The 18332-nt window shown below is 62.9% G+C and carries 21 protein-coding genes and 1 riboswitch; of the genes, 11 read left to right on the forward strand and 10 right to left on the reverse strand.

The window, feature by feature from the left end:
* Positions 1-49 precede the first annotated feature (49 nt).
* Positions 50-127, reverse strand: a riboswitch (SAM riboswitch).
* Positions 128-262: 135 nt separating this feature from the next.
* Entirely contained in the window at positions 263-1372 is a 1110-nt protein-coding gene (gene hisC, locus NKI49_RS17150) for a histidinol-phosphate transaminase (protein ID WP_352604673.1), read from the forward strand.
* A 6-nt stretch (positions 1373-1378) separates the two neighbouring features.
* Entirely contained in the window at positions 1379-2314 is a 936-nt protein-coding gene (locus NKI49_RS17155) for a prephenate/arogenate dehydrogenase family protein (RefSeq protein ID WP_352604675.1), read from the forward strand.
* Between the two features lie 114 nt (positions 2315-2428).
* On the opposite strand, the gene NKI49_RS17160 is transcribed toward NKI49_RS17155, so the two are convergent.
* Entirely contained in the window at positions 2429-3355 is a 927-nt protein-coding gene (locus NKI49_RS17160; RefSeq protein WP_352604677.1) for a sugar kinase, read from the reverse strand.
* A 7-nt stretch (positions 3356-3362) separates the two neighbouring features.
* A complete protein-coding gene (locus NKI49_RS17165; protein WP_352604679.1) occupies positions 3363-4361 on the reverse strand; it encodes a DUF2125 domain-containing protein in 999 nt (332 codons plus the stop codon).
* Between the two features lie 171 nt (positions 4362-4532).
* Here NKI49_RS17165 and NKI49_RS17170 point away from each other — a divergent pair, with 171 nt between their 5' ends.
* Positions 4533-5063, forward strand: a complete 531-nt coding sequence (locus tag NKI49_RS17170) for a gamma-glutamylcyclotransferase (RefSeq protein WP_352604681.1) — start codon at positions 4533-4535, stop codon at positions 5061-5063.
* Here NKI49_RS17170 and NKI49_RS17175 read toward each other — a convergent pair.
* Positions 5053-6033, reverse strand: a complete 981-nt coding sequence (locus NKI49_RS17175; protein ID WP_352604682.1) for a quinone oxidoreductase family protein — start codon at positions 6031-6033, stop codon at positions 5053-5055. The two genes, NKI49_RS17170 and NKI49_RS17175, sit on opposite strands and share 11 nt — an antisense overlap.
* Positions 6034-6179: 146 nt before the next feature.
* Between NKI49_RS17175 and NKI49_RS17180 the strand changes: the two genes are divergently transcribed.
* Together NKI49_RS17180 and NKI49_RS17185 are read left to right on the forward strand one after the other, a co-directional pair.
* Positions 6180-7139, forward strand: a complete 960-nt coding sequence (locus NKI49_RS17180; RefSeq protein ID WP_352604684.1) for a GlxA family transcriptional regulator — start codon at positions 6180-6182, stop codon at positions 7137-7139.
* 160 nt (positions 7140-7299) lie between these two features.
* Complete coding sequence (locus tag NKI49_RS17185; RefSeq protein ID WP_352604686.1) at positions 7300-8247, forward strand: aldo/keto reductase; 948 nt, start codon at positions 7300-7302, stop codon at positions 8245-8247.
* A 47-nt stretch (positions 8248-8294) separates the two neighbouring features.
* Here NKI49_RS17185 and NKI49_RS17190 read toward each other — a convergent pair whose 3' ends face one another.
* Together NKI49_RS17190 and NKI49_RS17195 are read right to left on the reverse strand one after the other, a co-directional pair.
* Positions 8295-9083, reverse strand: a complete 789-nt coding sequence (locus NKI49_RS17190; RefSeq protein ID WP_352604688.1) for a lysophospholipid acyltransferase family protein — start codon at positions 9081-9083, stop codon at positions 8295-8297.
* A gap of 122 nt (positions 9084-9205) precedes the next feature.
* A complete protein-coding gene (locus NKI49_RS17195; protein ID WP_352604690.1) occupies positions 9206-10108 on the reverse strand; it encodes a LysR family transcriptional regulator in 903 nt (300 codons plus the stop codon).
* 115 nt (positions 10109-10223) lie between these two features.
* Here NKI49_RS17195 and NKI49_RS17200 point away from each other — a divergent pair, with 115 nt between their 5' ends.
* Both NKI49_RS17200 and NKI49_RS17205 read left to right on the forward strand, forming a co-directional pair.
* Positions 10224-10694: a nuclear transport factor 2 family protein gene (locus NKI49_RS17200; RefSeq protein ID WP_352604692.1), complete on the forward strand. Its 471-nt coding sequence runs from the start codon at positions 10224-10226 to the stop codon at positions 10692-10694.
* Positions 10695-10720: 26 nt separating this feature from the next.
* Positions 10721-11353: a pyridoxamine 5'-phosphate oxidase family protein gene (locus NKI49_RS17205; protein ID WP_352604694.1), complete on the forward strand. Its 633-nt coding sequence runs from the start codon at positions 10721-10723 to the stop codon at positions 11351-11353.
* A gap of 18 nt (positions 11354-11371) precedes the next feature.
* Here the strand turns inward: NKI49_RS17205 and NKI49_RS17210 are convergent, their stop codons facing one another.
* The 3 genes from NKI49_RS17210 to ftsE all read right to left on the reverse strand — a co-directional run bounded on the left by NKI49_RS17210 (position 11372) and on the right by ftsE (position 13865).
* Positions 11372-12094 carry a YdcF family protein gene (locus NKI49_RS17210; RefSeq protein WP_352604696.1) on the reverse strand — a complete coding sequence of 241 codons (723 nt, stop codon included), beginning with the start codon at positions 12092-12094 and terminating at the stop codon, positions 11372-11374.
* Positions 12095-12229: 135 nt separating this feature from the next.
* Positions 12230-13213 (reverse strand): cell division protein FtsX, encoded by a 984-nt coding sequence (locus tag NKI49_RS17215; protein WP_352604698.1) that lies wholly within the window; start codon positions 13211-13213, stop codon positions 12230-12232.
* On the reverse strand, positions 13206-13865 hold the full coding sequence (gene ftsE, locus NKI49_RS17220; RefSeq protein ID WP_027023302.1) for a cell division ATP-binding protein FtsE: 660 nt from the start codon (positions 13863-13865) through the stop codon (positions 13206-13208). The genes NKI49_RS17215 and ftsE overlap by 8 nt, the downstream gene beginning before the upstream one ends.
* A gap of 304 nt (positions 13866-14169) precedes the next feature.
* Here ftsE and NKI49_RS17225 point away from each other — a divergent pair, with 304 nt between their 5' ends.
* The 3 genes from NKI49_RS17225 (at position 14170) to NKI49_RS17235 (ending at position 15937) form a co-directional block, all read left to right on the forward strand.
* Positions 14170-14814 (forward strand): hypothetical protein, encoded by a 645-nt coding sequence (locus NKI49_RS17225; protein ID WP_352604700.1) that lies wholly within the window; start codon positions 14170-14172, stop codon positions 14812-14814.
* A gap of 134 nt (positions 14815-14948) precedes the next feature.
* Positions 14949-15491, forward strand: coding sequence for a hypoxanthine phosphoribosyltransferase (hpt, locus tag NKI49_RS17230; protein ID WP_352604702.1), 543 nt, complete (start codon positions 14949-14951; stop codon positions 15489-15491).
* A gap of 74 nt (positions 15492-15565) precedes the next feature.
* Positions 15566-15937, forward strand: a complete 372-nt coding sequence (locus NKI49_RS17235) for a response regulator (RefSeq protein WP_352604704.1) — start codon at positions 15566-15568, stop codon at positions 15935-15937.
* Here NKI49_RS17235 and NKI49_RS17240 read toward each other — a convergent pair whose 3' ends face one another.
* The gene (locus tag NKI49_RS17240; RefSeq protein ID WP_352604706.1) at positions 15938-16885 is read right to left on the reverse strand and encodes a DMT family transporter; all 948 of its coding nucleotides are present in this window, start codon (positions 16883-16885) and stop codon (positions 15938-15940) included.
* A gap of 198 nt (positions 16886-17083) precedes the next feature.
* Between NKI49_RS17240 and NKI49_RS17245 the strand changes: the two genes are divergently transcribed.
* Complete coding sequence (locus tag NKI49_RS17245) at positions 17084-17947, forward strand: LysR family transcriptional regulator (RefSeq protein WP_352604708.1); 864 nt, start codon at positions 17084-17086, stop codon at positions 17945-17947.
* Here the strand turns inward: NKI49_RS17245 and NKI49_RS17250 are convergent.
* Entirely contained in the window at positions 17944-18306 is a 363-nt protein-coding gene (locus tag NKI49_RS17250; RefSeq protein ID WP_352604710.1) for a glyoxalase superfamily protein, read from the reverse strand. The genes NKI49_RS17245 and NKI49_RS17250 overlap by 4 nt on opposite strands.
* Positions 18307-18332: the final 26 nt, after the last annotated feature.

The following is an 18332-nucleotide window of genomic DNA, read 5'->3' on the forward strand; positions in this document are numbered from 1 at the left end:
GGCCGGCAGCGGACAACAAAAAACCGGCATTGCCTTCACAAAGCCGGTTACGTCCACGCAAACGGCCCTTTAGCGAATTGTTTAACGTGGCTGCAAGCCGACCGGCCAAATCACCACGGAACTGATGCTGCCCTTCTAGAACTCGCCCGCCTTGCCGTCAATGCCGAGGACTGGCCTCACTGCCAGCTCTCGACATTGCCGGTCACGGCTTGTATTTCCGCAGCGGCTTCCCTGCGGAAGCGTTCTCGACGGATTTTGCGACATGAGCCAGACACCGGATAAGGCACGTCCAACCCCGCGCGCGGGCATCATGGATATCGCTGCCTATGTGCCGGGCAAAAGTGCCGCGCCCGCCGGCGTCGTCAAGGTGTATAAGCTGTCGTCCAACGAGAACCCGCTCGGGCCCTCGCCAAAGGCGATCGAAGCCGCGCGCGAGGTCGCCGGAAAGCTCGACGTCTATCCCGATGGCACCGCCCGGCGGCTACGCGAGGCGATCGCCGAGGTGCATGGCCTCAACGCGCAGAACATCATCTGTTCCAACGGTTCCGACGAGATCCTCGGCCTGCTGGCGCAGACCTATCTCTCGCCCGGCGACGAGGCGATCTTCACCGAACATGCTTTCATGGTCTACAAGATCTACGTCCAGTCGGCAGGCGCCACGCCGGTCGCGGTCAAGGAGACCGACGAGCGAGCCGACATCGACGCGATGCTTGCCGCCGTCACGCCGCGCACCAAGATCGTCTTTCTCGCCAATCCCAACAATCCGACCGGCACCTATGTGCCGTTCCAGGAAGTGCGTCGCCTGCATGCGGGCCTGCCGCGCAACGTGCTTCTGGTGCTCGATGCCGCCTACGCCGAATATGTCCGCCGCAACGATTATGAGGCCGGCATCGAACTGGTCGGCAGCGCCGAAAACGTGGTGATGACCCGCACCTTCTCCAAGATCGGGCTTGGCGGCGCGCGGATCGGCTGGATGTATGCGCCGATGCACATCGTCGACGCGATCAACCGGGTGCGCGGCCCGTTCAACGTCAACGCGACGGCGATCGAAGCCGGTATCGCGGCGATCCGCGATCGCGCCCATGTCGAGCGCAGCGTCGCGCACAACGAGACCTGGCTGGCATGGCTGAGCGAGGAATTGACCAAGCTCGGATTGCGGGTGACGCCCAGCGTCGGCAATTTCATTCTTATCCATTTTCCCGACGACCAGAGGCATTCGGCAGCCGCGGCGGACGATTATCTGACGGCGCGCGGCTATATATTGCGGCGCGTTTCCGGCTATGGCTTTCCCAACGCGCTGCGCATGACCGTCGGTACCGAAGAGGCCAATCGCGGCGTTGTCGCCGCACTCACTACATTCCTGAAAAGCTAGAACGCCATGACATCACCGATGTTCGAAAAGATCGCGCTGGTAGGCATCGGCCTGATCGGCTCGTCGTTGGCCCGCGTCATCCGCCGTGAGGGTTTGTCCCGCCACGTCGCCATCTCGACCCGCAGCGCCGCGACGCTGACGCGGGCGAAGGAGCTTGAGCTTGGCAACTCCTACACCACCGATGCGAAAGAGGCGGTCCGCGACGCGGATCTGATCATCGTGTCTGTGCCGGTCGGCTCGTCCGGCGCTGTGGCGGCGGAAATCGCGCCGGAGCTGAAGCAAGGCGCGATCCTCACCGATGTCGGCTCGACCAAGGCATCGGTCATCGCGCAGATGCAGCCCTACGTGCCGGCAGGCGTCCATTTCATTCCCGGCCATCCGCTGGCGGGTACGGAAAAATCCGGTCCGGATGCCGGTTTCGCCGATTTGTTCGACAATCGCTGGTGCATCTTCACGCCGTTGCCCGAGACCGACCCGGATGCGCTGGAAAGGCTGTCGGAATTCTGGCGCCGCTGTGGCGCCAATATCGACACGATGGACCCGCAGCACCACGACATGACGCTGGCCATCGTCTCGCATCTGCCGCATATCATCGCCTACAATATCGTTGGCACCGCCGACGATCTGGAATCAGTGACCAAAACGGAAGTGATCAAGTATTCCGCCTCCGGCTTTCGCGATTTCACCCGTCTCGCCGCATCCGACCCGACCATGTGGCGGGATGTATGCCTGCACAACAAGGACGCCATCCTCGAAATGCTCGCGCGATTCTCGGAAGACCTGGCGTTCCTGCAAAGAGCAATCCGCTGGGGCGACGGCGAAAAACTCTTCGATCTGTTCACCCGCACCCGTGCCGTACGCCGTTCGATCATCGAGGCCGGCCAGGACATCGACGTGCCTGATTTCGGCCGTCAGGCGGTCGAGCATCCGGCAAAGAGCTAGGTGTTCCCCGCCTTAAGCGCGTCGCGTTTGAACGGATTCATGCGACGCGCTTAAGTTCTTGTTTTAATGCATGTTGTTATCGCAAAACCGCTTCGCACTTTTGCGCAACATGCGTTAGCTCGCTGGCCAGTGGCTTTCCATCATCGCCAGCGTCTCAGTCCGGTCTGGCGCGCCCAGCCTGCCGCCGAAGCGCAGGCATTTGAGCGCGGCGGCGGCACTGGCAAAACGCAGGGCCTGCTCCACCGGCATGGCTTCCGCCAGCCCGACGGCAAAGGCGCCGTGAAAAACGTCCCCGGCGGCCAGCGTGTCGACGGCCTCGACTTTTGGCGCCGCGACATGACGGGACGATCTCGCCGTTCGATCGAACCACCAGCTTCCCGCCGCGCCGCCGGTCACCGCGACAAATGCATCGGCGCGCCCGGCCAGCACCTCGCAGGCCAGGGATGGATCGAGGTGCTGACCGCACAGAATGCGCGCCGCCGGCTCGGAGGCCACGACGTGCGATGCCCGCGGCAACAGCTGCTCCAGCACATCTCGCGGCGCGGTGTCGGCATCGAGGATCGCCGGCCGGCCGATGGCGCGTGCCGCCTCCAGGGCAAGAGCAGCCGCACCCGGCCAGCGGACATCGACCAGCACGGCATCGAATGCGGAGAAATCGGCGACCGGCAGAGCCTCGGGATCGGCCTGCGCGAGCCTGTCGTAGAAAGGCACGATGATGCGTTCGCCTTGCGCATCAACCAGGATCGAGGCCAGTGCCGAGCGGGCGCCAGGAACGCGGCGGACATGAGTGCAATCGACGCCCTCGGCCTCGATCGCGGCAACCAGATGGTCGCCAACCAGATCATCGCCGGCGCTTGCCCACAACGACACTTCGGCTCCCAGCCGATGCGCGGCGCAGGCAGCACTGGTCGCCATGCCCGAGGCGATCTGGATGCCGTCGGAGGCGATGAACTTCCCCTGATTGGCGGGCAGGGTCTCGACGCGCAGGATGGTGTCCAGCGTCAGCGCGCCAACACTCAGCAGCTTCACGGGTCTGGCCATGGCAGCGCTATTCCACCGGCTTGATCTTGCCCAGCGGGATGAAGCCGAGCGACGCCTTGCCCTTGATCACCTTCAGCGGCAACGACGGTGCGTTACCGAGCATGGCCAATGCGGAAAATCCCTGTTCGATCGCATTCTTCTGCTCGGGTATGGCGCCAGCAAGGATCGATGCCACCGCCTTCGGATCCTTGATTCTGATCATCAGATCGGCATCGACGAGGCCCCCGGCATCGACCGAGAGCGGTCCCGAAACCGTGACGCGCGCCGTGCCCGACGACAGATCGAGGTTGCGGATCTCGATCATCTGGCCGCGCAGGCTTTGCACATGCGTGCCGATCAGAGCAACGCCGTTTTTCAGCGTGACGTCGCCGCTGGCATCGAACGGCGGCAGCACGCGTCCGCCGACGGCATCGGGATCGATCTCAAGATCGATGAAGCTGCCGAGATAATCGAGATCGCCGCCGTTCGGCTGCAATTGGCCGGCCGCCTTGCCGGCGCTGAACAGTTCCACAGGATCGGCGTCGTCAGCCGGATCGGTCTGACCGGACAGGCCCTCCGCCCGCAGCGAAATCCGCCGTGGCAGCGGCCATGACAGGTTGATATTGGCCTGCAGACTGTCCCAGTCGATCCACAGCGGCACCATGCCCGGAACCGAGGTTCTGAGCGGACCGCGCATGTCGGCCACTGGCGACAGGGGCTGGATGATTTGGGCGACGGCATGGATGGAGCCGGCGGATGCCGCGATGTTCCTGGTGTCGTCCTGATAGGCAAGGCTATCGCAGGAGACGACAAAGCTCAGGGGATAGCCGCTGACCTGGAGATTGGCGCAGCCGGCCTCGACGCCATTCTTGTTGAGCGCGGCGACTGCCTTGTCTGCTTCGCTCCTGACCCTGTCGGCCAGATAGAACCAGCCGCCGCTATAGACGGCGAACAGCACGACGATGAACGCCGCAAGCCACCACAGACGGCGACGGTTACTCGGTTGGCGCTCGTCGCTTGACGTCATGCTTTGGCTCTCATTAACGCAGGTGTTGTGAAACGTATGGGGGTGTTGTGAAAACGCATGGGATGTTGCGGACGGATTTTCGATTCCGACGACAATAGGTAGACAGAGACGGACGGAAAAAACACCGATTCCCTTGCGGTGTTGCCATTCTTTGCAATCATGCGCGGCGATATGGGCGATTTTTGGGTGTTTGGCTATGGTTCGCTGATATGGCGGCCGGGTTTCGCGCATGTGGAGACGCAGCGCGCGCGCCTTTACGGCCATCGGCGCTCGCTTTGCGTTTATTCCTTCGTGCACCGCGGCACGCGCCGCCGCCCGGGCCTGGTGCTCGGCCTCGACCGTGGCGGCTCCTGCGTGGGCCTGGCGTTCCGTGTTCCCGGCGAACTACGCGACGAGGTCATCGCCTACCTGCGCGAGCGCGAACTGGTCACAAGCGTCTATCTCGAACGCATGCTCAAGATCCGCCTCGACGATGCGCGGGTGGTCGAGGCGGTGGCTTACATCGTCGACCGCAAGCACCAGCAATATGCGGGCGCGCTGGACGTCGCGGATGCGGCGACCGTGGTGCGCGGCGCTGTCGGCCAGTCCGGCAACAATGAGGAATACGTGCTCAGCACGCTGAAGCACCTAGAGGCGCTGGGCATCCGAGACCACTGGCTGGAAGAGGTAGCCAGGCTGGTCGCGCCCGACGCTACATGGTGAAGATCTGCTTTCCGAGGTCGGCGTGGTCCAGGCTGTTGGCGATGGCAAGCTTGAACGATGCCAGCGGATGAAGCCCGCCAACTGGAACATGAAAATCCGGTTGGCCGAAGACATCGACAATCTCGCGCAGGGTCGGACTGTCGGCTTCGACCGGTGGCGAGAAGAAGTAGCGGTAGATATTGGCCCTGATTTCGACGCCGCTCAGCAGCACGTCGAAATTGTGCAGTTCGTAGCGTTCCGTGCTCATGCCGCCATTGATGACCATCTGACCGCCAAGCGCGAGGCTGCGGATCAGTTCGCCGCTGACAGGCCCGCCGACATTGTCGACGATGCCGTTCAATCCGGTGCCGCCGGTCATGTCCAGAACCGTTTCGCGGACACCGGCCTTGAGGTCCGAGAGGTCGAGGACGGCGGTTGCCCCAAGCGTCTTCAGATCCAGGCCTTCATGGAAGCGGCGCACCACTGACAGCACGTTGATGCCGCGCCGCTGGGCGAATTGCATGACCATTGTCGATATCGACGAATAGCCGGCCGTGACGGCCAGCCACTGGCCCGGTTGGACGCGAGAATCGGCCAGCAGATCCCAAGCGGTAATCGGGTTGACCATCTGCCCGGCGCGTTCGAGCGGGTAGTCGGCCGGCAACGGGATCAGCCATTCAGCCGGCACGGCGGCATACTCGGCCCAACTGTTGTAGTAGCTGAATGCGACCAGCGTGCCGGGTCGCAGGGCGACATTAGCGCCCACCCGCTCGACAATGCCGGCACCGTGGTTTCCGGCGACCTGGCGTGGAAAGAGCGGCTTCTTCGGTTCGGGGTAGAGGTTTTGAATGAACAGGAAATCGCCCGGGTTGACCGACGCCGAGACCATCCTGACCAGCACCTCATTGTCGCCGATCTGCGGGACGGGAATGTCGTCGAGATAGAGAACGTCGCGCGGGGAACCGATCCCGTCGAACACGATTGCCTTCATTTTCAGTCTCCAAGGGCAAGCCCGGCGCCATACCCGCATCTGCTATGCCGGGAAGCTAGGATCGCCTCGAAGGAATTCGAATTGGCAGATTTGACAATCTATGTGCTAAAACTGTCAAATTCGTATGATCCGCGGAGAGGAACCTGGTGGCCACTGTTCACGCCGCGATCTGGCTACCGTCGACCTTCTATTCGGCGGTCGCCGCCACTCTTGTCGAGATGTTCGATCTGGTGAACACCATCCGGGGCGAGCCGGCGATCTCCTTCGAATTCGTGGCGCGGCAGCCGGACGCCACCACCACGCCCGGGATTTCCTTTCAAACCAGGCGCGAGCCGTCCAGGCGGATGGACGTGCTGATCCTGCTCGCCATGCCCGGCATGCAGATACCCGAACTGGTGGCGTCGCTGGAGAAAGAGGCGCGCCATGCCGCGTCCATCATCGCCAGGGCGCAACGCGAGGACGCCATCATCGCCGGACACTGCGGTGCCGGCTACTTCCTCGCCGGTGCCGGTCTTCTCGACGGCAAGCGGGCGACGATCTCGTGGTGGCTGAAGACCGACGCACGTCGCCGCTTTCCGAAGGTGCGCTGGGACGCCTCCCGCGTCCTCGTCCAGGAGGGGCGCATCTACACGTGCGGCGGGGGTTTTTCCGGCCTCGAACTTGGCCGGGCCTTGCTCAGGGATCTTGGCTTTGCCGAGGAAGAACGCCTCGTGCGCAAGCTGCTGGTGCTGCCGCCGTCGCGGCAGGTGCAAACACCCTACGAGTTTCCCCTGCCGGACCTGCCGTCGCGGGAACCTTTTCGCGACCGGGTCGAAGCGTTGGCGAAAAAACAACTGCGCAGACTGGATCTCGCTCTTCTCGGCAGTGAGCTCGGCCTCGCTCCGAGGACGCTTGCCCGTCGGTTCTCCGACGAACTGCACACGACACCCGGACGCTGGATTCAGGACCAGCGCATCGAAGCGGCGAAATCGCTGCTGGAAAGCACCAGGCTCGGAATTCTCGAAGTCTGCTATCAGGTCGGCTACCAGGATGCGGCGTCCTTCAGCCGGCTGTTTACGCGTGCGGTGGGGCTGCCCCCCGGCGAATACCGGCGTCAGAACCAGTAACCCGAAAAATTGTCGGCGTGGCGAATGACGCCGATTTGAACCCGCCGCCAGATCGAAAAGACTGCCAGCCCTTTGACGTCGGCCAGGCAAGACCTAGGTTAGGCTCCGAACCTCAGCCGCGGGCCGTCCCCGCCCATCCCAGCCATCACGGAGATACGTCTTGCAGAAACGCCGCCTCGGTCGTACCGACCTTTCGATCGCGCCGCTGGTTCTGGGCGGCAACGTTTTCGGCTGGACCGCCGACGAGAAAACCTCGTTCGACCTGCTCGACCGCTTCGTCGGCGCCGGTCTAAACGCCGTCGACACGGCGGATGCCTATTCGCGCTGGGTGCCCGGCCACAAGGGCGGCGAATCGGAAACCATCATCGGCAAGTGGATGAAGGATCGCGGCAACCGCGATCATGTCGTGGTGGTCACCAAGGTCGGCTCGGATATGGGCCAGGGCCACAAGGACCTGTCCGCCGCCTATATCGAAAAGGCCGTCGATGCGTCGCTGAAGCGGCTGCAGACCGACTTCATCGACCTCTATCTGTCGCACTGGCCGGATCCGACGACGCCTTATGAGGAAACGCTTGGAGCTTACGAGAAGCTGCTCGCCAAGGGCAAGATCCGTTACGCCGGCTGCTCCAATCTCGACGCCAGCCAGTTGCGCGCCGCGCTCGATGTGGCGAGCCTGCGCAGCCTGCCGCGCTACGAGGTGTTGCAGCCGGAATACAATCTCTACGATCGCTCGTCCTTCGACGGGCCATTGCGCGATCTGTGCGTGGCCGAGGATATCGGCGTCATCACCTATTTCAGCCTGGCCAAGGGCTTCCTCAGCGGCAAATACCGCAGCGAGGCCGATCTCGGACAGAGTCCGCGTGGTGGCGGGGTGAAGGACTACCTCAATGCGCGCGGCATGCGGATATTGGCAGCACTCGACGCAGTGTCGGCCAGGCATGCGGCCAAGCAAGCGGAAGTGGCGCTTGCCTGGGTAATGGCGCGGCCAGGCGTCACCGCCCCGATCGCCAGTGCCACAAAGGCGAGCCAGATGGACAGCCTGATCAAGGCTGCGTCGCTGAAGCTGAGCGCCGACGACATGGCCGAGCTCGACAAGGCCAGCAGCTGAAGCGCTGGCGGTGTTTGGCTGATCGCTCTTGCAGGCGAACCTTCGCTTCAGGCTTTCGCGCCGAGCTCTCGCAACCGCTTCACCGCCGTGGCCGGAAGAGGCGGCGGGCTGGGCGCGCGGGATGCTTCGATAAGGAGTTGGTCGCAGGCAGCCTCCGTTTCACCGATCAGCCGTGCCATGAATTCGTCCTTGCCCAATCCCGGTGGTATCGGCGGCAGGAAGCGCGCCTTGATAATGCCGGGGTAACGCAGAAATTTCCGACGCGGCCAATAGAGGCCGGCGACATGGGCGACCGGCACCACCGGAACCCCAAGCTGCGAATAGATTTCGACAATGCCGTATTTGTAGGCCGGCTCGTCGCCCGGGGCCCGGCGCGTACCTTCGGGATAGATGATCAGCTGGCGCGGATTGCGCGCCATTTCCTCCCTGGTCGCGGCGACCACGGCCTTCAAGGCCTTGGAGCGGCTGCCGCGATCGACCGGGATCATGCGCATCTTCAGGATGTACCAGCCGAAGAACGGAATCCAGGTCAGCTCGCGCTTGAGGATATAGAGCGGGTCCTGGAGGTAAGGAAAAAAGGCGATAGCATCCCAGAACGACTGGTGCTTGGGCGCCAGAATGAAGGAACCCTCGGGCAGGTTTTCCTGGCCGGTGATGTCGTTACTGGTGCCGGCGATCCTGTCATAGAGCCACATCGACGTGCGCGACCAGAATTTCGGCACGAACCAGGCGCGATGACGCGGCGACAGGAAATAGTAGGGGGTCCAGAGGATCATCTGGACGATCAGATTGACGTAGAAAACGAAATTGAACGTCAGCGATCTGACATAGAGCATGGGGCAGGTCCGATGAGGAGGTGTGCGTTGGTTACACCAAGCGCGGTAAAAAAGGAAATGGCCGAGATACGTCCTGGCCGGTACTGGAAGCAAGGTTCGCCTCGGCGGGCGGTGTTGGGGTGCTAACTCAATCGCGCCAGCCGCTCCTTGAGGCGCGGGGCGGCGAAATCGAGGAACGCACGCAGCTTGAGCGGCAGCAGTCCGTGGCCCGCATGCACCAGGCTTACCGGCCATGGCTCCGGCTCGTACTCCCGCAGCAGGATGCGCAATGTGCCCGATCGCAGCGCGGCATCGACCTGGTAGGAGAGCACTTTAGTCAATCCGACGCCGGCGATCGCGGCATCGATCGCCGCCTCGGCGGTGTTGACCTGGAGTCGGGAGCGGACCTGGATCGGAACTTCCGTCTTGCCATGGGCGAAGCTCCAGCTAACGGATGAGGCAAGCCCCTCGAAGGTGATGCAACTGTGCGTTTCCAGATCCGCCGGTGTGGTCGGCATGCCATGTTCGGCCAGATAGGCCGGACTGGCGCAGACAACGCGCCGGATCGAGCCGACACCAAGGGCGACCAGGCTAGAATCAGGCAATTGGCCGATCCGGATGGCGACGTCGATATGATCCTCGGCAAGCTGAATTATACGATCCGCCAGCGTCAGGCGGATGTCCACGTCGGGATAGGCGGCGAGAAAGCCGGTGACGACCGGCAGCACGTGCAGGCGGCCGAAGACGATCGGCGCGGTGATGGCCAGTTCACCGGTCGGGGCGCTGTACTCGCCGGCCGCCGCGCGTTCCGCCTCGCCGACGTCGTCCAGAATGCGACGGCAGGCGGCAAGATAGGCCTGACCTGCATTGGTCGGCGTCAGCCGGCGAGTCGAACGGTTCAACAGCCGCGTGTTCAGATGGCGTTCCAGATCGGACACTTTGCGGCTGACCGTCGCCAGCGGAATGCCAACATTGCGGGCCGCGGCGGAAAGGCTGCCGGCCTCCACTGCGGCGACGAAGAGCGACATGGCGTCGAGACGATCCATAGCTTTCCCATAAAGTGGAAGAATAGCTTGCAAATCTGCCACCTGCTTTTGAGGAATGGAAGGTCCTATATTGGTTTTGCCAGCCAGCCTGGCTCCGATCCGAGAAGGAGTTTCCATGTCCGAACCCCGGCCACCATTGCCGCCGTTCACCGCGCAGACCGCAGCGCAAAAAGCTCGCATGGCGGAGGATGCCTGGAACTCCCGCGATCCGGCCCGCGTCGCGCTCGCCTATACGGCGGACAGCCATTGGCGTAACCGCGCCGAGTTCCTGCAGGGGCGTGATGCCATCCAGGCTTTCCTGGCGCGCAAATGGAGCCGTGAGCTCGATTATCGGCTGATCAAGGAGGTCTGGGCCTTTCGCGACAATCGCATTGCCGTGCGCTTCGCTTATGAATGGCAGGATGACAGCGGCTCGTGGTTCCGCAGCTATGGCAACGAGAACTGGGAATTCGACGAACACGGGCTGATGCGCCTGCGCATCGCCAGCATCAACGACCTGCCGATCGGCGCGGCCGACCGCAAATACCACTGGCCGCTCGGCCGCCGTCCCGACGAGCATCCGTCGCTATCGGAGCTCGGGCTTTAAGATCCATTCCGGGCAAGGAGGTTTTCATGAACACGCGCGCTGTCACCAGCGATGTCGCCTTCACGCGGACAGTCAAGGCCATCCAGGCCCGCAAGGGTTCGCGCCAGTCCTACGCCCGCGTCGAGGAGCGCGGTGGTTGGCAATCCGTGATCACACCAGATCTGACCGCCTTCATCGAGATGCAGACCAGCGTCTTTCTGTCGACGGCCAATGGCGATGGCCAGCCCTATATCCAGCATCGCGGCGGGCCCGCCGGCTTCCTCAAGGTGCTCGATGAAAAGACGATCGGGTTAGCGGACTTTGCCGGTAACAGGCAGTTCATCACGCAGGGCAATCTGGCCGACAATGCGCAAGCCTTCCTGTTCCTGATCGACTACATGCACCGCCAGCGCATCAAGATCTGGGGCACGGCACGGATTGTGGAAGACGATGCCGAACTGATCGCCAAGCTGATGCCGCAGGACTACAAGGCGCGGCCTGAGCAAGTCATTCTGTTTACCGTGTCGGCCTGGGATGCCAATTGCCCGCAGCACATTCCGCAGCGCTTCGAAGCCGCCGACGTGGCGGCGGCACTTGCCGAACGGGACAGACGGATCGAACGTCTCGAACAGGAAATCACCCGGTTGAAGGAAGCATCGAGAGCCACCGCCGGGGAATGACGAGCAGCCGGTTAGGGTTCAACCGCCGGCGGCTGTCTCGGCGACAGCAAAGCCGTCGGGAGTCGGCTTCACCGGCAGGATGCCACGCGCCAACGCCAGCAGATATTTGTTGTATTCGGTGAATAGGACGCGCAAAGCCCGGGGCTTGGTCAGCCAGCCGCCATTGTCGAGATTGGAATTGACGACGGGATAGGGCTCGAGCTTGGCCCTGTGCAGCAGGCGGCCCATTTCGAGCAGGCTGCGCGGCATGTGATAGTTGTTGGTGACCAGGATCACCGTGCCATAGGCATGGTTTTCGACCCATTTGGCGCTTTCCTCAGCATTGCCGATCGTATCCAGTGCTGCGCGGTCGATGTCGACGCAGCAGGAAAACAGCCTTTTGTCGCCGCCGGTCGCGGCCTGGAGCTGGCGGCGGCTGGCCGAGGGATGCACGCCGCTGATCAACAGCCGCTCGCCCTTGCCTGATGCCAGCAACTCCATCGCTGCATCCAGGCGCGACTGGCCGCCGGTCAGCACGATGATCGCGTCGGCCTTGGTCGGGTTGGCAGGCGTGGTCAGATGGCTGACCTTGTTCACGAACCAGCCGAAGCCGCCGGCAAACAATGTAGCGATCAGGAGCAGGGACAGAGCGGAAAGGCGTAGCGCGGCTCTGAGACGACTAGCCTTGCCGTGGTCGCGCAAACGAACAACCACTGGCATCTGTCCAGCCGTCCCGGTGGAATCCCGCGCGTCCATCGTCATATGGTTAACCCCGAAATGCAGCCTTTGATAGCTGAAAGACGCACTTTGCGTTACGCCGCTTCTCCATCCGTGATCAGCCCTGCCTTATCTCAGCCCTGCCTTATCAATGCCGCCGTCTCCATGCGCTCCCGCTCTTCATGCCTCGGGTTGGCGAACGTCGATGTCGCTGAGATAGGTGACGACGGTGGCGTGCGAGGTTGCCGCTGTCAGCGCGCCGATCACCAGCACCATGAGAACGACACCAAGATAGCCCGCCGATCCAATGGCGAAATTGCCGAACAGGGCGGTCGCCTGATCGGCCTGGGGCGTCGCCATGTTGCGCGACGACCACCAGGAAAAGACGATGAAGACGAGCACGGCGGCAGCGCCACCGGCGGCAGCGCCCTTCATGCCGGTGACCAGGAAGTGGCGCCGGAACTCGCGCGCGATGAAGCGGGCCTCGGCACCGACGAAATGCAGCACCTCGATGATGTGGCCATTGCCGGCCATGGCGCCGCGGGTAGCGAACACCACGGTCAGCACGGTCGCCGACAGCATCAGCGCCAGCACGGCAATGCCGATGGTCACTGTGGTGCGGGCCATGGCCACCAGCCGGTCCACCCATGTGCGGTGATCGTCAAGCGATGCGCTCGGCAGTTTCGGGGTGATCGCGGCGCGGATGGCGGCGAAATCGGGCGGGTTGTTCTCGTCGATGGTGACGATGATCAGGCGCGGCACCGGCAGTTCGTCGATATTGAGGCCCGAACCAAGCCACGGCTCAAGGAGCCTGGCGGTTGCTTCACGGTCGATTATGCGCGTCGCCTTCACGCCGGGAAATTCGCCGGCGATCTGCGAGGCCTGGGCAAGGGCCGCCTCCATGTCGAGGCCGTCCGCCGGCTTGATCTGGATCGTCGCTTCGCGCGAGATCTGGTTCTCCCAGACCGAGGCCGTGTCGCGCACCAGCGTCACCGCGCCGAAGGTCAGGCAGGACAGGAAGGTCATGATGGCAATGACCAGCACCAGCGCGCGGCCGGCAATGTTCTGGGCCGGCACGATCGGTGCCATCCGGCGCTGGGTGCGCTCTCTAGCAACGGTCGCTCCGGCGTCGTCCTCACGGTGTTCGGCGGACAGCTCAGTCATAGATGTCCAGCCTTCCGCCGGCCAGGATCATGCGGCGCGCGTCGACCTGTTCCATCAGGCCGAGATCGTGGGTGGCGATCACCACGGCGGTGCCGAGCCGGTTGAGTTCGATGAACAGCCGCAGCAACCGTCGCGCCAGCGGCGGATCGACATTGCCGGTAGGCTCGTCGGCCAACAGGATCTCCGGCTGCTCGATCAGTGCGCGGGCGATCGCGGCGCGCTGTTTCTCGCCGCCCGACAGGACCGGCGGCAGCACATGCATGCGCTCGCCCAGTCCAACCCATTTCAACAGCTCGGTGACGTCGGTGCGGTAACTTGCTTCCTCGCGCCCGCGCACACGCAGCGGTAAGGCGACGTTCTCGTAAGTGGTCATGTGATCGAGCAGACGAAAATCCTGGAACACCACGCCGATACGGCGCCTGAGGTGCGGCAGTTCGGCTCGCGAGATGCGCGAGCGGTCCTTACCGAAGATGGTGATCAGCCCACGCGTCGGCTTCAGCGACATGAACAGGAGGCGCAGCAAGGTCGTCTTGCCGGCGCCCGAAGGCCCGCTCAGGAACTGGAACGAGCGCTCCGGGATGTGCAGGGAAATATCGCGGAGGATTTCCGGACCCATGCCATAGCGGAGGCCGACATTTTCGAAGCGAATCAATTTCGACGACCTGAAATTGTCAGAGCATGATGCCGAAAAGTGTGAAGCGGTTTTCGGGCGACATCATGCTCTGTCTCTTTGATTCAGAGGCGGATTCAGACTTCAGGTCGATTCGATCTGAAGTCATCCGACCCTGGCGGCGGCGAGCCGGCCGGTTCTGGGAAAAGACCTTCGGCCGGCATGGTTAACCGGCGGTTAATTCCAGAGTTCTTTCGGCTTGTCACGAGGGCTCCGATGGGGAAGCGTTAACCATTTGCGTTTACGCAAAAGAAACGAAAAAGCGAACGAGGGCTGCAACTAGGCCATGATGGCTGACCAGCGAACCGCGCGCCCGGTTTCCGGCGAAATCATGACCGATCCGGCGGCAATTGCCGCAACGGACCGGATCGTGCGCGGCCCGGCAGCCGATATCATCGATGCCGACTATGTGGTGATGCCGCGCACAGTCGCAGCCGGGGAAGCTGCGGCACCACAGCCGCGCGCAATCGTCACACCGTCCATCGAGGGCATGGACATGCTGCGCAAGCCCGAGACACCGCTGGAACGGCCACCGGCCTCGCGCGGCGGGCCGATCTTCTGGATTGCCGGCATCGGCGCCGCGCTTGCCGCCTTCTGGGTCTCCGGCGGACACGCGCTGGTGCGCCAGACCCCGTTGTTGTCCAGCGGGCAGGCATCGGCGCTCAGTATTTCAGGCGTGACGTCACGCGTCGACGGCTCCGGGCCGGACCCGGTGCTGTTCGTCGACGGCGAGGCCGCCAACGATGGCGCGAAGCCGGCACGGCTGCCGCCGCTCGAAATCCGGGTGACCGGCAATGACGGGCGCACAATCCGCTATACGTTGGGGACATCCGGCCGTTCACTGGCATCAGGCGAAAGATTCGGCTTTGCCAGCCGGCTCGAGGTGCCTAGAAACGGCGTAAGGACAGTGTCGGTCACCTTCGCCGAATAGGTGTAGTGATATTCAGGTGATGCCGGTCTGCAAACGGTCGCTTCGCGCCCATCTTCGACTCCGGCTCGGCTTGACCTGAATCTCAATACGCCTTGGCGCGACAGCGTGCGGGTAAACATCGTTAGGGGCAAAAAATGCCAATTGTACGCGGCAAGGACATCGAGGTCCTGTTTTCAGCATCGGCGATCGCACGGCGCAATCTGGAGCTCGCCAAGGAGATTGCCGAGCACGATTATCACGATCTTCTGGTGATTTCGGTGCTGAAGGGATCGTTCATCTTCGCCGCCGACCTCATCCGCGCCATGCATGATGTCGGTCTGTCGCCGGAAGTCGAGTTCATCTTCATTTCCAGCTACGGCGCCGGCACCACCAGCGGCGAGGTGAGGGTGCTGCGCGACATCGACAATGAGGTCGCCGGCCGCGACGTGCTGTTGATCGACGACATTCTCGAATCGGGCAAGACGCTGACATTCACCCGCGACCTGATGCTGTCGCGCGGCGCCAGAAGCTGTTCCATCGCCGTGCTGCTCGACAAGCGCATGCGCCGCCAGACCGCGCTCAACGCCGATTATGTCGGCTTCGACTGCCCCGACTATTTCGTCGTCGGCTACGGCATGGACGTCGCGCACGCCTTTCGCGAATTGCCATTCGTCGGCGTCGTAAAAGGCGATGTGTGAGCGACTTCCAAAAAGTCCGCTGATCCTCTGCGCCTTCAGGAAAAGTCAACTTTTCGCGGCCAACTATGTCGGCCATGGCAAAGCTTCTGATCGTCGAGGACGATGAGTCCGTCCGCACTCTCGCAGCCCGCGCGCTCGAACGCGCCGGCCACGCAATCGATATCGCGGCGGACGGTGCGCAGGGACTGTCGCTGATCCAGGCCGCGAAAGGCGGCTACGATCTCGTCGTCTCCGACATTCGCATGCCGGAGATGGACGGCATAGAGATGGCCACCGCCGCGGCAGCCCTTTTCCCGTCGATGAAGATCATGCTGATGACCGGCTATGCCGACCAGCGCGAGCGCGCCGAGGAATTGGACGGCATCATCCTCGATGTCGTGCAGAAGCCTTTCACGCTGGCCGAAATCCGCTCGCGCGTCGAACGGGCGCTTGTCTGCTTTGCCTGATCAGGCTGGATCGGTGGCGGCGAGTGTGGGCGCGGCGGTCTTGCTGCGCCCGGTGTTGAGTGCCAGCAGACCGGCGCCAATGATGAGGGCCGCACCGATTACGGTCGCCGGCCGCGGCACTTCGGCGAAGAACAGAAATCCCCACAGCGGCGACCACAGGATGCCGGTGTATTCGAAGGTAGCGACGCGGTTGGCGGGTGCCATACGATAGGCCTGCGATAACAGGATCATGCCGGCCGAGGCGACAAAGCCGCAGGCCGCCATCTTGAGAAAATCCGGCAGCGTCGGCCACAGCCAGGACCGCACCAGGAATTCCACGCTTGGGTGGACGGCGTGCGTTACGCCGGCAAGGTGAAACGCGCCGGCAACCACCGCAGCGCCGACCAGATAGGCGCCGTTCTGATAGAAAGCCATGACGGTGGACGATTCGGTATCGCCGATCTTGCGCGCCATCAGCTGCGAAAAAGCGTAGAGCGCCGCCGAACCCAGCGACAGCAGTGCGGCCCAGTCGAACAGCCCGGCACCAGGGCGTAGCATCACGAGGACGCCGAACAGCCCGATCAGCACGGTCGCCAGCGTTCGCCAGGAGACGTGCTCGCCGAGATACGGCCCGGCCAGAGCCATGATGCACAGCGGTGTCATGAAATAGAGCGCCACCGCGTCAGCCAGTGGCAAGGCGGCGATGGCCAGATAGTACGCTGTGTAGGACGTGAACTGGATGAAGGCGCGCACCGTCAGCAGGCCGAACCGCCGCGACAGGATGGCCCGCAAGCCGACATCGGCGTGGACGAGAACGATCAGGATCGGCAGAGCGACGATCGAGCGGATCGCCATCACCTCGGTCACCGGATAGCCGCTCGACACGGCTTTGACGAGCGGGTCCTGCAACGAGAAGACCAGCACGCCCAGGCACAGGCTCAGGATGCCAAGCACCATCCTATTCTGCATGTGAATTTAGGGCTCCCTGCGGCGTAAAAAGAACCCGCCACCGTTTCGGGCAGCGGGCACGAGTGAGGACTTTTGATTGGTCCGCAGCCGATTTCGCAGCCACATATCCAATGGGTGAGGACCACTATCGTCCGACATTTGACATGTTGCAAACGAATTGGAATGATACCAGCAATCAAGTTTTCTAATGACGGTATCATGCGCCCAACCCTCGACAGCGATCTCCTGCGCACCTTCGTGGCCATTGCCGAAGCCGGCAATTTCACCAGGGCAGCGGAGCAGGCCGGCCGCACCCAGTCGGCGGTGTCGATGCAGATGAAGAAGCTCGAGGCGCTGGTGGGCGACAGCCTGTTCGAGCGCGGGTCGCGCGGCGTCGCGCTGACACGGCGCGGCGGCGAACTTATCGTCAATGCCCGCCGCATCGTTTCGCTGCTCGACGAGACTGCCGCCTCGATGGCTGCAGCGCCGCTGGGCGGGCCCGTGCGCATCGGCATTCCGGAAGAATATGGCCATGCCATCCTGTCGCGCGCTCTCGGTGCATTCTCGAAACTTCACACCGAGGTCGAGGTCACCGTGCGCTATGCACATTCGGGTGCGCAGATCGCGGCTCTGGCTGCCGGCGAACTCGATCTGTGCGTGGTGTTCGAATGGCAGGATCCTTCCGGGGGTGAAGTGCTGATGCACGATCCGACCGTGTGGGTGACATCGAACCTGCATCACATGCATGAGGAGCACCCGGTGCCGATCGCCCTCTACAACAGGGCCGGCTGGTGCAAGGACTTCGCCATCAAATCGCTAGAGCAGAGCGGGCTTGCCTATCGTGTCGCCTATACCAGCGACACCACCGGCGGCCTGAAGCTTGCCGTCACGTCGGGGCTGGCCATCGCGCCGATTTCGCGCAGCAATATTCCGGCGGATTGTCGCGAACTCACGTCAGCGGATGGGTTCGGCGACATCGATTCCTCGAATGTGGTGATGCACCGCAACCCGAATGCGTCAGGCGAGGCGATCGACGGCATGCAAGAGGCAATTCGCGAAGCGTTCGTCAACAGGCAGAGCTAACCGGTCACATCCTCGTAGAAATGCAGCCGGTTGCCGAACGGGTCGGCAACCGAAACCTCGCGGGTCTTCCACGGTGTTTCTTCCAGGCCGGGCCTGGCGAAGCGGTATTTCTTGGCTCTCAGTTCGCGATGCAGGGCAGCGATGTCCTCGACCTTGATGCGTACGGCAATGCCAGGCGCGCCGTCGCCGTGGTGTTCGCTGAGGTGCAGGACGCAGCCGTCGCGGCCGATCGCCATGTAGAGCGGCGCGTTGTCGTCGAAGCGATGTTCCCATTCCACGTCGAAGCCGAGGAAGCCGACATAGAATTCGCGCGCCTTGGCAATGTCGAAGATGCGCAGGATGGGGCGTGACGGTGCCAAGTCTGGGCATTGTGGTGCAACCGTTG

Source organism: Mesorhizobium sp. M0587 (assembly GCF_040320945.1).
GTDB lineage: Bacteria > Pseudomonadota > Alphaproteobacteria > Rhizobiales > Rhizobiaceae > Mesorhizobium.

What these genes read in the sequence shown, in the direction of transcription:
- hisC (WP_352604673.1), top strand. Translation starts at nt 263, where the DNA reads ATGAGCCAGACACCGGATAAGGCACGTCCAACCCCGCGCGCGGGCATC.
- NKI49_RS17155 (WP_352604675.1), top strand. Translation starts at nt 1,379, where the DNA reads ATGACATCACCGATGTTCGAAAAGATCGCGCTGGTAGGCATCGGCCTG.
- NKI49_RS17160 (WP_352604677.1), bottom strand. Translation starts at nt 3,355, where the DNA reads ATGGCCAGACCCGTGAAGCTGCTGAGTGTTGGCGCGCTGACGCTGGAC.
- NKI49_RS17165 (WP_352604679.1), bottom strand. Translation starts at nt 4,361, where the DNA reads ATGACGTCAAGCGACGAGCGCCAACCGAGTAACCGTCGCCGTCTGTGG.
- NKI49_RS17170 (WP_352604681.1), top strand. Translation starts at nt 4,533, where the DNA reads ATGGGCGATTTTTGGGTGTTTGGCTATGGTTCGCTGATATGGCGGCCG.
- NKI49_RS17175 (WP_352604682.1), bottom strand. Translation starts at nt 6,033, where the DNA reads ATGAAGGCAATCGTGTTCGACGGGATCGGTTCCCCGCGCGACGTTCTC.
- NKI49_RS17190 (WP_352604688.1), bottom strand. Translation starts at nt 9,083, where the DNA reads ATGCTCTATGTCAGATCGCTGACGTTCAATTTCGTTTTCTACGTCAAT.
- NKI49_RS17195 (WP_352604690.1), bottom strand. Translation starts at nt 10,108, where the DNA reads ATGGATCGTCTCGACGCCATGTCGCTCTTCGTCGCCGCAGTGGAGGCC.
- NKI49_RS17200 (WP_352604692.1), top strand. Translation starts at nt 10,224, where the DNA reads ATGTCCGAACCCCGGCCACCATTGCCGCCGTTCACCGCGCAGACCGCA.
- NKI49_RS17205 (WP_352604694.1), top strand. Translation starts at nt 10,721, where the DNA reads ATGAACACGCGCGCTGTCACCAGCGATGTCGCCTTCACGCGGACAGTC.
- NKI49_RS17210 (WP_352604696.1), bottom strand. Translation starts at nt 12,094, where the DNA reads ATGACGATGGACGCGCGGGATTCCACCGGGACGGCTGGACAGATGCCA.
- NKI49_RS17215 (WP_352604698.1), bottom strand. Translation starts at nt 13,213, where the DNA reads ATGACTGAGCTGTCCGCCGAACACCGTGAGGACGACGCCGGAGCGACC.
- NKI49_RS17225 (WP_352604700.1), top strand. Translation starts at nt 14,170, where the DNA reads ATGATGGCTGACCAGCGAACCGCGCGCCCGGTTTCCGGCGAAATCATG.
- hpt (WP_352604702.1), top strand. Translation starts at nt 14,949, where the DNA reads ATGCCAATTGTACGCGGCAAGGACATCGAGGTCCTGTTTTCAGCATCG.
- NKI49_RS17235 (WP_352604704.1), top strand. Translation starts at nt 15,566, where the DNA reads ATGGCAAAGCTTCTGATCGTCGAGGACGATGAGTCCGTCCGCACTCTC.
- NKI49_RS17240 (WP_352604706.1), bottom strand. Translation starts at nt 16,885, where the DNA reads ATGCAGAATAGGATGGTGCTTGGCATCCTGAGCCTGTGCCTGGGCGTG.
- NKI49_RS17245 (WP_352604708.1), top strand. Translation starts at nt 17,084, where the DNA reads ATGCGCCCAACCCTCGACAGCGATCTCCTGCGCACCTTCGTGGCCATT.